Here is an 11,960-nt window from a genome sequence, read left to right as displayed (position 1 = left end):
AGCAGCCCGGCCCACTGCGCGACGAGCTCCGCGCAGAGGTCCACGGCCGCCCGGTCAGCCGCGTGCGCGGCCGCGCCCAGGCCGACGGCCCGGCCGTCCAGCTCCAGGTAGGAGGCCATCACGAGCACCCCGTCGCCGGTGCCGGAGGCCTCCGCCGTCCCGTCCATCGGATGGAGCCGGATCCGCCGTCCGCCGGGATCGGGTTCGCCGCGTCCCAGCGCCGCGGCGAGCAGCGGAGCCGCGGGCGAGCGGACCGTTCCCCGCTCGGGATGCGTGGTTCCGGTGGCCACCACGATCTCCCCCGGCCGGACCCCGCTGACGGAGAGGCGCTCCACCCGCATCGTTCGATTCATGATCATTCACCTCGGATGGCTGGATTGGATGTCGTCGGCACCTACGAGGCCACCGTCTCCGGAGTCCAGGCGGTGGCGGTGCGGACCAGCAACTGCTCGACGGCGCGGTGGGTGCGCCGCGGATGAAGCCGGGACCGCAGGGCGTTCATCGCGGTGGTGGCGCGCCCGCACGTCAGGAACGCCGAGTCGTCGAGGAAGGCGTGCCAGACGGTGACGGCCTGGTCGAGATCGCCCTGATCCAGATGCAGCCCGGCAAGCCGGGCGTGGCCGAGGGCGCGCGAGCGGCGCTCCCGCTGCGGCCGGTGGCGGGCGGCTTCGGTGAGCGTGGCGATCGCTCCCTTGCGGTCACCGAGCAGCGCTCGCACGGCCGCCTCCTGGTTCGCCAGCGACGCGGGGTGGTACCGGCCCATGGCGCCGGCGCCGTCCGCCGTCCGGGAGCAGGCCCGGTCCAGGAGCCGTTCCGCGCCCGAGAGCGCGGTCAGCGCGTGGTGCCGGTTCCCCGCCGCGGCGGCGGCCACCGCGACCTGGCCCAGGAAGAACGCCTGGCGGGACGGTCCGGTGGCGGCCCTGCCGATCGTCGCCGCGGACTCGGCGAGACCGACGGCGTGCTGACGGTGCCCCAGGCTCTGCGCCTGGACCGACAGCCCCCGCAGGGTGACGGCGTAGGCGGCCGGGTCGTTGTTCTCGCCGGCCAGCCTCAGAGCGGCCCGGTAGTACTGCTGGCCCAGCCCGTGGGCCCCGTCGTCGAAGCACATGAACGCGGCCAGATAGGTGAGCTGCGTGGCGGCCGTGAAGAACCTGCGCCGCAGCGCCGGAGTCCCGGCGGCATGAAGCCGGGGAGCGATGTCGAAGGCCAGGTAGCAGGACAGCTCCGCGCGGGCGTGGCCGCCGCCGAAGGAGTCGTCGAGGTCGGAGAAGAGCCGTACCATCTGCTCGGCCGTGGCCACCTGCCCCGGCTCCAGCCGCTGCGCGCACGACGGGTCCGGCCACGGCGGCAGCCCGGGCGGACCGGCCGAGGCCTGCGCCCACCCGGGTACGTCGAGAGCGGCGACGCGGTAGGCGGTGGCGGACAGCATCCGGCGACGGCTCTCGCCGGACTGCGCCAGGCCGGTCAGCACCGAACCGACGTCCAGGGGCGGGGCGTCGGCGTCCGGCGTCCGGTCGGCGGCGGCGCGGGAGCGAGGTGTCGGCTCCCGCTCCTCCCGGACGGCCGGACCGGTGGCCGGACCGGTGGCCGGCCCGGCGAGCCCCAGGTCGGCGAGGCCGACCGGACGGCGCAGCCCGCGCGAGATCGCCTCGGCGATCAGCTCGGGCACCGGCGAACGGGGGCGCCGGCCGGCCAGCCAGTGCGTCACCGACCGCCGGTCCAGCCGCATCACCACACCGGACTCGGCGGCCACCGCGTTGACCTGCCGGGCGAAGAAGTCCTCGGTCCAGCCCGCCTCGGCCAGCAGTCCCCGCAACAGCCTGTTCGGCACCTTAGGCTTCGTCATGACGCGTACCAGCCCCCCACGATCGCCGCGCATTTCCCGAGCCTTCTGTCGGCCCTTTCGTCGGCCAAATGGGAGGCTACCAATCTGTTTGATCAGGAAATAGTGACGATTGCACCTGTGATCGTGAGTTGTGGAGAACTCACCCGGGCGAAATGGCCACGGCGAGCGACAGGTTCTCGTCGGAGTTGGTCCACACCGTCACCGGAACTCCGCGGTAGGAAGCGGTCAGAGTGCCGTCGGCCGGGCGCAGTTCTATGTGCCAGAACAGGAAATCGCCCAGAGAGCCGATGCCGGACAGTGCTTTGAAGGCCGCTTCCTTGGCCGCGAACAACTCACGCGGCGTGTATTTCCCGGCCGGCGGCAGCAGTGTCAGCCGCTCCAGCCCGCTCAGGACGAACGCGGTCGCGCGAGGGCTGATGACCGCGCTCTCGATGTCCACGCCGACCGCCGCCGCGCCGGGGACCACCACCGCGACGGCCAGGTGGTCGGTGTGGGAGATGGACCCGGCGAAGCCGGGCGGGAAGCGCGGCCGGCCGCCGGGCGCACGGGGGACGGTCCGATCGGCCGCCCCGGCCGCCGCCAGCGCCGCCGAGGCCGCCCGGCGGCCCGCCGTGAACTGCTGACGCGGCCCGAACGGCCGGTGCACCGGCCGCCATCGGGCCCGTACGCCCGCCGCGGCTGCGCCGGCGGGGACCTCCGGCCCCGCCGGTCCGTACGCCTCGGTCAACGCAGCGACACGACGTGGCCGGCCAGCGAGTCGATCGAGCGGAGCGCCTCGGGCCGGACGTCCTCGTCCCACTCGAAGCCGAACGCGTCCTCCATCGCCACCAGCAGGCTGACCAGCGCGGTGGAGGACATGCCCGCCTGGCGGAGGGACTCGGTGTCCGACACGTTGCCGGCGAAGCGGTCGTCGCCGAACAGGTCGACGAGCAGCGCCCGGATGCGCTGCCGGACCTCGGGCGTTGCGTCAGACACGTGACTCCACGTCCTTGACGAACTCGAGGATGATCGACTGGAAGGCCCCGGCGTCGTCGAAGAAGGGCTGGTGCCCGGCCTTCGGGATGATCCGGCAGGTGCCGTCCTGGAACTGGTCGGCCAGCTCCTGGGCGCCCGTCGGGCTCAGCAGGATGTCGTCGTCGCCCACGACGACCAGCGTGGGCGCGGCGATGCGCGGCGGCAGGTCGGGGCTGTGCGTGTCGTTCGCGGCGCTGCGGAAGCTCTGGGCCAGCTCCTCCGGGTCGGAGACCGCCATGAAGGCCTCCCGCAGCCCCAGGAAGCCCGGGGTGCCGAGCGCCTCGTTCATCTCCGTGCTGAACATCTCGGGGTAGAGGTGGTCGAACACGGCCGCGAGACCGTGGCTCTCCAGCGTGCGCAGCCAGTTCCGCTGCAACTGCTTCTGGCGGCGCATGCCCTGGGGGCCGAAGACCGGGCCCGACAGCACCAGGCCCCTGACGCGGTCCGGGTGCCACAGCGCCATGTTCCGGGCGAAGACCGTGGTGGTGGACGAGCCGATCAGATAGGTCGACTCGATCTCCAGCGCGTCGAGCATCGCGATCAGATCGACCGCGTGCTCCTCCCAGGTCGGCTCCTTCTCGACCCGCGAGGAGGCCCCGTGGTTGGCCAGGTCGTAGACCAGGACGCGGTGGTGCTGGGCCAGTTCCTCGGTGAACCCGCGCCAGATGGGCGCGGTCGCGACGAGATTGGGGAGCGGGGTGATGACGGTGCCCTCACCGCGGGACTCGCAGTAGAGCTCCACGCCCTCCCTGGTGCGAATTCGCGGCGCGTCGTCACGGTACGACAGATCCAGCCGGGACATGTTCTCGACGATTGACATGGAATCTCTATCCTGTTCCTGTTTCGAAGATCTCGACACCTCGAAGGATGCGAGCGAAGTCGGCGACGATCTCGGCCGCCGGCCGTCCGCCGGAAATGGCGCCGCAGGACAGCCCGCAGTACATCGCCATTTCCTCGATCCGGCCGCTGGTCGCGTCCGTCGGCGCCGCGGCGCTGAACCGCGGTATCAGATAGGACTTTCCCTCGACCACCGTCCGGCCGATGAATTTCTTGGCCTGTTTCGCATCGCGGGTGGCGGACGTCTCCAGCACGCGGTGCCGCCTGCCCGGCCACCCGATCTCGTAGACGTCGGAGATCACCGTGTCGGTCTCGTCGGCGGTGCTGACCGCTCCCTTGAAGTAGGAGTGGGCCCGCGACTCGTGCGCGACGACGAAGGCGGTGCCGAGCATGACGCCGTCGGCGCCCGCGGACAGGACCCTGGCGGCCTTGGCCGGTGATCCGATGCCGCCGGAGGCGACGATGCAGGCCTCCGGCAGCTCCGCGCGCAAGGCGCTGACCAGGGCGTCCCGGCTCGCCTCGCCCAGGAGATGGCCGCCCGCCTCGACACCCTGCGCCACCACCACGGAGCCGTGTCCGGCGGCCCGCACACCGTCCGGCACGGTCCCGACCTGGACGACGAGGCGCCGTCCCGCCGCGTTGACTCGGTCGAACACGGCGTCGTCCGGCATGCCGAAGAAGGACAGGTACACATGCGGGGGCGTCTCGTCGAGCACCTGCGTGACCTGCCGGTCCAGCTCCTGCGGCCCGACCACCTCGGGAATGAGGTTCACGCCGACGGGCCGGTCGGTCCCCGCGATCAGCCGGGAAAGCGCGGCCGACAGGCCGTCGCCGACCAGTTTGTAGCCGCCCAGGCAGCCCGCCGCGCCGGCGTTGGACACCGCGCACGCCAGTTCCGGCCCCGCGACACCTCCCATGCCGGACTGGAGCAGGCTCACTTCGATGCCGAGCACCCCGGCCAGCGTGTTCCGCATCAGCCCAGACGCTCCACCGCGGACACGGCGGCCTCGGCGCTGCCGAACCGCTTCGTCAGGGTGTGCACCCAGCGCTCCAGGCCGAAGGCGAGGCAGCTGGTGTGCGCCAGGTCGTCGCCGGTCCGGATGGAGCACCGTTCGCCGAAGAAGTTCCGGTGGTAGTTCACCGAGCCGATCGCCAGCCCGTCGACGACGAACTCCTCCTTCACCGGGAACAGGCGCTGCATCTTGGCCTTGCCGCCGTTCTTGTCGAAGAACGGATCGGTGGCGACCTCCAGACGGACGTCGAGGCCGAGTTCGGCGCACAGGGTCGTCACGGCGTCCTTGGCGCGGAGCAGATGCTGCTTGGCCCCGTCCTCGGGTCCGACGAAGACGATCTCCCGCATGGAGAAGCCGAGGAGCCGCTGAAGACCGTCGTAGTGGTCCTCGTTGCGGAAGCAGGTTCCGACCGTGGTCCGCAGCGTCCCGTCCGCGGGCACCTCGGAGCCGGCCAGATCGAGGTAGAGCGCGTAGCACGCGGCCGACGGCAGCGCGAAGCCGGTCGGCTCCATCACCTCGGCCGGTATCCGGTCCAACGGCCGGGGCGTCTCGGCCAGCAGGGCCCCGAGGCGCTTCGGGTCCAGCCGGGTGGCCGCCAGTCCCAGATGGGGGAAGTTGTCGAAGTAGTCGAAGGTGTCGAGGTCCTTGCTCCCGATCAGGAACGGGAACCGGTACTCCGGGGCCTCCCAGGTGCGGGCCAGGCGCAGGAACGCCGTGTCGATCGCCCGCAACAACCGCAGCTGGCCGCCGTCGAGGACTTCCAGGCCGTTGTCGGTCGTCGTGGTCATTGCGCTGCCTTCTGCTTGAAGAATCGGGCTTCGATCGCGTCGAGGGTGCGGAAGTCGTCCAGGTCCAGGTCTTCCGGATCGATCAGCTCGCCGGTCAGCTCCTCCAGCAGGAAGATGAAGTCGACGAAGGCCAGGGAGTTGATGGCCCGGCTGTCGATCAGATCCAGCTGGGGGGTCAGCGAGCCGATCGCCGGGTTGCGCTCCAGGATGAAGGCCTGGACGTCCTGCATCGGGTCGGCCGTCATACGATCAGTTCCTTCCCGGCGCCCGCCTTGGTCAGGAACTTCCGGGTGCGCTTCAGGATCTGATCGTGCGCCAGCAGCCGGGCGGGGTGCTCCAGCGCGCGCCGCCGCAGCGCCAGCCCGTCCGGGATGCCCGCGTCGCGGTAGGCGGCGGGGTTGTAGAGGGTGCCGATGCTGTACTGGAGGTAGCTCTCCAGGTACGCGGCGACCGCCGGCACCTCCGCCGGGTCGCGCTTGGCCACCTGGCCCAGCAGATCGGTGAAGATCATCCGGCCGAACGCGACGTGCCTGCTCTCGTCCTGGTGGTGCACGCGGTTGATCTCGCGGGCGATGTGCGGCAGGTCCTCGTCGGTCGCCATGTGCGCGTTGAAGTAGTCGACGATCTCCTCGAAGATCAGGATGCGCGCGAAGATGATCGCCTCACGCGCCACCGGCGAGAGGTGCGACACGGAATCGGCCTTCAACGTCGGCTGCGCCGGGTACAGCTTGCCGCCGTACCGCAGGCAGAACCGGGCGAAGAACCACATGTGCTCGTTCTCTTCGCCGATGAAGTGGTGCAGGAACTCCGAGACGTCCGCATAGGCCCGCTCGTGGATGCGCATCACCACTTCGCTCATCAATTCACGGATGCCGTGAATGTTGAGGCTGAAGAAGTTGATCGCTTCGTACTTGGTCAGCTCCAACTGCTGATCACGGGTGAGCTCGTCCCACATCGGCGTGCCCGCCAGCGTGGTCAGACTCTCACTCATCCACGGCTTCTCGGGCTCGATCTTCTCGGGCCAGTCGAAAATCGTGTACGGATTGTAGTAGCTGGATTCGGCCATCTGCTCGAGCCGGTCCAGGTCGAGCGATATCGGCTCAATGTCTCGTACGGCCATGTGTTCTCATCTTCCCCGTAGAGTGAGGCGGGCTTCCGTATTCAGCGCACTGCCTGGATGTCCGTGTGAACCTGGAGCGGCAGCTGCGAACCGCAGTCGTGATAGGCGAAGGGTGCGTTCCCGGACGCCGTGGACGGAATGACCTTGTTGTAGATCGACCCCAGGCACAGTTCCTGAAACGCCCCGGTGTCCGGCGAGAGCCGGGCGGCCAGCTGGGACTTGGCGATGTCGACGGTCTTGACCGAGCCGTCGTCGTCCTCGACCTCGACGCACGCGTGCGGCAGGTCGAGCGCCCCACCGAGCACACCGCAGAACCAGCCGCGCTTCGCCTCGGCCCGGTACCCGGCCGCGCGAAAGCTCTCGGCCAGGTGCAGACTCGCCGCGATGCAGCTCGTGGCGCCCAGGGCGTGCACCTGATCCGGGTGCGCCTGCATGGGGACGGGGATCATCTGCCAGCGGTAGCCGGCGTCCAGGTACTCGCCGGTCAGCCGCCGCAGCACGGGCGAGACCACCGGGGTCCGGGCGCCGGTCGTCGTCACCGTCGCCGCGTACTGCGCCGAACCCCGGCTCACCGACGGCCTCGTCACACCGGCGACGCTCCCGCCGAACCGGAGGACGCTCGGCTCCTCCAGACGCCAGGGGGCCTCTTCCGGGCAGTCGGTGCATTCCAGCGAGACCCGGAAGTCCCATTCCTTGGCGCGCAGGAGATCGTCCACCGGGCGGCGGGCGAAGCGGAAGAGCAGCCGGAAAGTCAGCTCCGGCTGCGTCCTCCCGCTGTTCGAGTACATGCCGAGGTTGTACAGATCGTTGGCGTCGAAACAGCGCACCCCGGATCGCGACTCGAACGGAAGCCCCGCGTCGACGAGCCGGTCGATCTCTTCCGGCTCGCAGCGCAGCATTTCCTGCGCCACGGATTCCGGCTGATTCCTGTCGGAGTACTCGGCGGGCACGAACTCGATGGAGTCCGCCACTTTCTCCCAGGCGACATTGTCGGTTGCGGCTTTACGCGACACAGTCAATCTCCCGAACAGAACGACCGCGCCGACGGCTCGGCGCCAAGCCTGACAGTAACGACCGGACGATCCCGCACGACAGATCGGTTATCCACTGGCCCCTGTGGATTTCACATGGGCGGTCATGGATCGTGCGAGCCCGGCCGCCCGGGGCGCTCACGAGGGCTGCACCGGTACGCTGCCCACCGTCACGGTGTTGCCCTCTCGGATGTATCCCCGCGGGTCGCGCAGGGGGTGGGCCGGATCGTCCGGGTCGAGGAACGCCCGCCACGCCCCGTCCGGTCCCGCGGCCGCCGCCATGCCGGCCACCCGGGCGCACGCCCGCGTGTAGAAGCGCAGCACCGCCTCGGACATCGGCGCGAAGTGCTCGATCAGCACGGTGTGCTGGCGCACCCCGGTCAGCCCGGCCTCGGCCAGCCACCGGTACAGCTCCCCGGTGCGGAGCAACTGCCTCGCGTACCCGGGCGTTGCGGCGGCCTCGCGGAAGAAGTCCGTGAACTGGAAGGGGTCTCCCGGGCGTACGGTGATCAGCGCGGCGTCGAGGTCCTTGACCGCCACGGTCCCGCCCGGGCGCACCACGCGGCGGAACTCGGCCAGGGCGCGAGCGAGTTCCTCGTCGCCCAGGTACTGCGTGGTGTTGGCGCACCAGACGGCGTCGAACGAGTCGTCGGGGTAGGGCAGCCGGAGGATGTCGCCCTGCCGGACATCCGGCTCCCACGGCGTGTCGTGGGCCCGCATGCGAGCGGCGGCGCGTTCGGCGTTCTCCTCGGCGAGGTCCAGGGCGAAGACCCGTCCCTCGGGGCCGACCGCGTCCGCCAGCCAGGGCAGGAAGGCGCCGGTGCCGCACCCGGCGTCGAGCACACGCCATCCGGCCCGGATGCCGGCCGCGTCCAGCGTCGCACGGTACGGGCCGGCACAGGCCTCGAAATGGGCGTCGACGATGTCCTCGTGGGTGAACCCGAGTCCGGTGGAGGCCGTGTAGCCCCAGGAGCTGTGGTCCGTCGTGAGCATCCCTACCGTCCTTCTCTCGCGGTGTGCGGCATGGCCGCGGCGGCGTCGTGCAGCGCGGTGAGCAGGTCCGTGGTCGCGTCGGGGGCTTCGAGCGGCGGGAGGTGGCCGACGCCGGGCAGGACGACGAGCTTCCCGCGCGGCAGCGCGTCCGCCGCCGTCCGGCCCTCGGCGACGGAGACGAGTTCGTCCTCGTCGCCCACGACGACCAGCGCCGGTACGTCGGCCGCCCGCAGGACGTCGAGCGAGTCGGGCCGCGCGGCGACGGCCTCCTGCGCCCAGGCGACCGCTTCGGGGTCGGCGGCCCCCGCGGTCGCGAGGACCTCGGCGAGCGTCGCGGGGCGCCGGTCCCGGCTGGTGGCGCCGAGGAGGGCAGGCGTGGTGGCCTCGACGAGCCGGTCACGCGTGGCACTGTTCCGTATCCCGTCGGCGAAGGACCTGCGCCGGGCGGCGGCCTCGGGGCTGTCGGCCGTGGCGCGGGTGGACAGCAGTGCCAGGGCGCGGACCCGTCCGGGGTGGCGGCGCAGGAACGCCATCGCCGTGTAACCGCCCAGGGAACAGCCGGCGAGTACCACGTGCTCGACGCCCCGCCGGTCCAGTGCGGCCGCCAGGTCGTCGGCGACGACCTCCAGGGAGGGCGCTGCGGAGCCCAGCGGCTCCTGGCCGAAGCCGCGTTGGTCGAGTGCCAGGACGGTGTGCCCGCGGGCGGCCAGGGCCCGGGTCTGCGCCCGCCACATCGAGGAGTCCAGGGGCAGCGCGTGCAGGAGGACGATCGGCGTCCCGTCCGTGGCGCTCACCGGGCAGCGCTCCGTTCGGCGGCGGCGAGGAAAGCGGCGAGTTCCGGCGGTGGCGGGGTGTCCCGCAGCCTGGCGAGGGAGACCGGGGCCGGCGGGAGGTCCGGCACGGGGACGACCCTGATCCCGGGCGGCACGACCGCCTCCAGCGACCGGAACGACAGGTGCACGGCGTCCGATCCGCCGAGGATCGCCGCCATGTCGGCGACGCTGCCCATGGGATGGATCCGGCGGATCGGCGCTCCCCGCGGAGTACGGGGCGGCACGACCTGGTCCCAGACGTAGGCGGGGAAGTCCCCCGGGCAGCGGAAGGCGTCGTAGGCGGTGAGGTCCTCGACGGAGACGGACTCGTGGCCGGCCAGGGGATGGCCCGTCCGGACCAGGACGGCTCTGCCGTCGAGGACGACAGGACTGCCGGTGGCGATGTCCGGTTCGCGCAGCCCGAACTTCACGAGCATCACGTCCAGTTGCCCGGCACGCAGCAGCCGGAACGGCTCCCGGACGTCGTAGGGCACGTAACTCACCCGCTCGTCCTCGTACCCGGCGGCGGCGACGATCTGCCGGGCCTGGTGGGGCGAGCCGTGGACTCCGATGCGGAGCGGGCGGACGGCGGCGGGGGGTGGGGCCTTGGGCACGTCAGTTCTCCTGCGTCAGTCCGGCGTATGCGCGGAGTTCGTTCGGGTGGCGGCGGTCGGTGTCGACGCGCAGCGCCGCGTAAGGGCCGGCCAGTTCCGTCAGGCGTGGTACCGCACGCAGGGTCAGCCGGTCGCCGGGACCGATCGTCCCGTCGATGACCGCCTCGGACAGCAGGTGTCCGAGCTGGACCAGTGCGTCGGAGACGGTGAGATCCTCCGTGGCGAGATACAGGTCGCGGTGGACGGGTCCGCGGTCCCGATGACGGGCCGTGCGCGGCACGTCGACGGTGACGGGCCGCCAGGCCGTCAGCGGACCTCGTCCGCTGAACGTCTTGAGCAGTCTGCGCAGGCCGGTCGTGGCCTCGTCCGGCAGCGGACCGGCCCAGGCGGCCGAGCCGTCGGCGGCGACGTGCGCGAAGGTGAACCGCTCGCCCAGGTTGTCGGGGCGGCCGGCCAGGTAGAGGGCCCGGGTGAAGGAGCGGCGCCAGGCGTCGGCCTGCTCCGGCGGGAGGGACAGCACGAACGCGCAGGTCTCCCGTACCCAGGAGGCGAGTCGGACGTCGCGGACGACGACGACCGTCGACACCCCGCCGGTGCCGCCGACGGCGGCGTCGCCCTCGATCCGCTCCTTCGCCGCGAGCAGGGAGTGCGGGGTGACCGGGGTCGCGCAGGCCGGGAGGTCGGGGCGGGCGGCCCGCAGGCGCTCGGCGGCGACGGTGAGCAGCAGCTCGGGGGAGAGGGTCATAGGTACACCGTGGAGAGGAGGTCGCGGTCGATGGTGCGGCGGGCCCGGGCCAGCAGGGACGAGGTGAGCCGGTAGGGATCGACATGGGTGTGGTCGCGCCGGTGCCGGCGCAGGTCGTCCACGAGCGCCGGAGTGCCGGGCCCGCGCTCGGTCGTCCGGCCCAGCAGCTGCCGCGCCCGGTCCAGGCTCCTGTGCAGCAGCTCGGTGCGGAAGGACTGCGCCTGTCCGGGACCGAGGACGGCGACGAAGTACAGCCGTACGCCGAGACGGCGCACGTCCGCGTCGGCCTCCGTGCCGACGGCCCGGAGCAGGGCGCCCGCCGTGTGGGCGTGCCAGCCGCCGTGCCGCGCCGATCTGATCGTGCCGTCGATGGGCACGCGACCGATCGGGACGCGGTGCACCAGCGGCCCCAGCTGGGTCAGCACGCGGTGCAGCAGCCGGTAGTCCGCGTCGAGCTCGGTGTCGTACAGGAGGACGACCTCGTCGTGCGCGGGTGCCAGCGGAAGCAGTTCCCGCAGGGCGCAGGCAAGGTAGTTGGGGCGGCCGTCCGCCGTCACGATCTGGCGCAGGGGCAGGCCGTGCCGAGTGGCGTCGAGGTACACGGGACCGCCGCTGGAGCGCTGGTCGAGCCCCAGGCCGAGGGCGACGAGCCGTTCGATCATCTCCTCCGTGCCGAGCCCGGGCGGTTGATGGGCCGTCAGGCCGGGATCGTGCATGCCGAGCCGGGCGTAGTGCCCGCGCCACAGGCCGAGGACGCGTTCACTGGCCGGGTGCACCCAGCCCTCGTTCTCCACCTGGTGCGCGTAGGGCCGCAAGGCGGCGGCCGGTGGGGGTGCGCAGGCCCGGAACCGGACGTACAACTCGCCGATCTCCTCCTCGGAAAGCGCGGCGTAGGGCAGGTCCGGCTCCGTGCGGTCGAGGAACTCCCAGAATCCCAGCGTCTGTTCGGTGAGGTGGTAGGTCGTGGGGCTGTAGCGGAAGGTCACGTCCGCGAGCGGCGCGGTGGCCCGGAACATGACGTCCGTCCACAACAGACCTTTGAGGTGACTGGGCGTGAGCGGTTTGGCCGGGGTCACCGTGACGGGGGCGAGCAGCACCTTGCGACGCCCCGTCCGGGGAGGGGCCGCTGCGGTCATGCGCACACCTA

At 71.5% G+C, this 11,960-nt stretch carries 14 protein-coding genes and 1 pseudogene; all 15 read right to left on the bottom strand.

The features are described from left to right. Positions 1–353: pseudogene (locus tag GTW67_RS12875) on the bottom strand (hypothetical protein); the annotation flags it as partial. Positions 354–394: 41 nt separating this feature from the next. After that, positions 395–1,846, bottom strand: coding sequence for an NsdA family TPR-like regulatory protein (locus GTW67_RS12870; protein WP_161164949.1), 1,452 nt, complete (start codon positions 1,844–1,846; stop codon positions 395–397). 139 nt (positions 1,847–1,985) lie between these two features. Continuing rightward, positions 1,986–2,573, bottom strand: a complete 588-nt coding sequence (locus tag GTW67_RS12865; protein WP_161164948.1) for a 4'-phosphopantetheinyl transferase superfamily protein — start codon at positions 2,571–2,573, stop codon at positions 1,986–1,988. Further along, complete coding sequence (locus GTW67_RS12860) at positions 2,570–2,821, bottom strand: phosphopantetheine-binding protein (protein ID WP_161164947.1); 252 nt, start codon at positions 2,819–2,821, stop codon at positions 2,570–2,572. The genes GTW67_RS12865 and GTW67_RS12860 overlap by 4 nt, the downstream gene beginning before the upstream one ends. Continuing rightward, the gene (locus tag GTW67_RS12855) at positions 2,814–3,680 is read right to left on the bottom strand and encodes an alpha/beta fold hydrolase (RefSeq protein WP_161164946.1); all 867 of its coding nucleotides are present in this window, start codon (positions 3,678–3,680) and stop codon (positions 2,814–2,816) included. The genes GTW67_RS12860 and GTW67_RS12855 overlap by 8 nt, the downstream gene beginning before the upstream one ends. Before the next feature lie 7 nt (positions 3,681–3,687). Further along, the gene (locus GTW67_RS12850; RefSeq protein ID WP_161164945.1) at positions 3,688–4,671 is read right to left on the bottom strand and encodes an NAD(P)H-dependent flavin oxidoreductase; all 984 of its coding nucleotides are present in this window, start codon (positions 4,669–4,671) and stop codon (positions 3,688–3,690) included. Beyond that, on the bottom strand, positions 4,671–5,498 hold the full coding sequence (locus GTW67_RS12845; RefSeq protein WP_161164944.1) for a class-II aminoacyl-tRNA synthetase family protein: 828 nt from the start codon (positions 5,496–5,498) through the stop codon (positions 4,671–4,673). Before GTW67_RS12845 ends, GTW67_RS12850 begins: the two co-directional genes overlap by 1 nt. After that, positions 5,495–5,743: an acyl carrier protein gene (locus GTW67_RS12840; RefSeq protein WP_161164943.1), complete on the bottom strand. Its 249-nt coding sequence runs from the start codon at positions 5,741–5,743 to the stop codon at positions 5,495–5,497. The genes GTW67_RS12845 and GTW67_RS12840 overlap by 4 nt, the downstream gene beginning before the upstream one ends. Further along, a complete protein-coding gene (locus GTW67_RS12835; RefSeq protein ID WP_161164942.1) occupies positions 5,740–6,618 on the bottom strand; it encodes a diiron oxygenase in 879 nt (292 codons plus the stop codon). The genes GTW67_RS12840 and GTW67_RS12835 overlap by 4 nt, the downstream gene beginning before the upstream one ends. Positions 6,619–6,659: 41 nt before the next feature. Beyond that, the gene (locus tag GTW67_RS12830; RefSeq protein WP_161164941.1) at positions 6,660–7,589 is read right to left on the bottom strand and encodes a hypothetical protein; all 930 of its coding nucleotides are present in this window, start codon (positions 7,587–7,589) and stop codon (positions 6,660–6,662) included. A 198-nt stretch (positions 7,590–7,787) separates the two neighbouring features. Continuing rightward, on the bottom strand, positions 7,788–8,642 hold the full coding sequence (locus tag GTW67_RS12825; protein WP_161164940.1) for a methyltransferase domain-containing protein: 855 nt from the start codon (positions 8,640–8,642) through the stop codon (positions 7,788–7,790). Between the two features lie 2 nt (positions 8,643–8,644). Next, the gene (locus GTW67_RS12820) at positions 8,645–9,436 is read right to left on the bottom strand and encodes an alpha/beta fold hydrolase (RefSeq protein WP_161164939.1); all 792 of its coding nucleotides are present in this window, start codon (positions 9,434–9,436) and stop codon (positions 8,645–8,647) included. After that, on the bottom strand, positions 9,433–10,068 hold the full coding sequence (locus GTW67_RS12815; protein WP_161164938.1) for a LysR substrate-binding domain-containing protein: 636 nt from the start codon (positions 10,066–10,068) through the stop codon (positions 9,433–9,435). The genes GTW67_RS12820 and GTW67_RS12815 overlap by 4 nt, the downstream gene beginning before the upstream one ends. Before the next feature lies 1 nt (position 10,069). Then, complete coding sequence (locus GTW67_RS12810; protein ID WP_161164937.1) at positions 10,070–10,813, bottom strand: DUF6182 family protein; 744 nt, start codon at positions 10,811–10,813, stop codon at positions 10,070–10,072. Next, the gene (locus GTW67_RS12805) at positions 10,810–11,955 is read right to left on the bottom strand and encodes a hypothetical protein (protein WP_346010636.1); all 1,146 of its coding nucleotides are present in this window, start codon (positions 11,953–11,955) and stop codon (positions 10,810–10,812) included. The genes GTW67_RS12810 and GTW67_RS12805 overlap by 4 nt, the downstream gene beginning before the upstream one ends. Between the last annotated feature and the right edge of the window lie 5 nt (positions 11,956–11,960).

It is taken from the genome of Streptomyces sp. SID5910 (assembly GCF_009862125.1).
In the GTDB taxonomy this organism is placed as follows: Bacteria; Actinomycetota; Actinomycetes; order Streptomycetales; family Streptomycetaceae; genus Streptomyces.
This window is presented reverse-complemented; position numbering and strand designations above follow the sequence as displayed.

What these genes read in the sequence shown, in the direction of transcription:
- GTW67_RS12810 (WP_161164937.1), bottom strand. Translation starts at nt 10,813, where the DNA reads ATGACCCTCTCCCCCGAGCTGCTGCTCACCGTCGCCGCCGAGCGCCTG.
- GTW67_RS12845 (WP_161164944.1), bottom strand. Translation starts at nt 5,498, where the DNA reads ATGACCACGACGACCGACAACGGCCTGGAAGTCCTCGACGGCGGCCAG.
- GTW67_RS12855 (WP_161164946.1), bottom strand. Translation starts at nt 3,680, where the DNA reads ATGTCAATCGTCGAGAACATGTCCCGGCTGGATCTGTCGTACCGTGAC.
- GTW67_RS12850 (WP_161164945.1), bottom strand. Translation starts at nt 4,671, where the DNA reads ATGCGGAACACGCTGGCCGGGGTGCTCGGCATCGAAGTGAGCCTGCTC.
- GTW67_RS12825 (WP_161164940.1), bottom strand. Translation starts at nt 8,642, where the DNA reads ATGCTCACGACGGACCACAGCTCCTGGGGCTACACGGCCTCCACCGGA.
- GTW67_RS12870 (WP_161164949.1), bottom strand. Translation starts at nt 1,846, where the DNA reads ATGACGAAGCCTAAGGTGCCGAACAGGCTGTTGCGGGGACTGCTGGCC.
- GTW67_RS12835 (WP_161164942.1), bottom strand. Translation starts at nt 6,618, where the DNA reads ATGGCCGTACGAGACATTGAGCCGATATCGCTCGACCTGGACCGGCTC.
- GTW67_RS12840 (WP_161164943.1), bottom strand. Translation starts at nt 5,743, where the DNA reads ATGACGGCCGACCCGATGCAGGACGTCCAGGCCTTCATCCTGGAGCGC.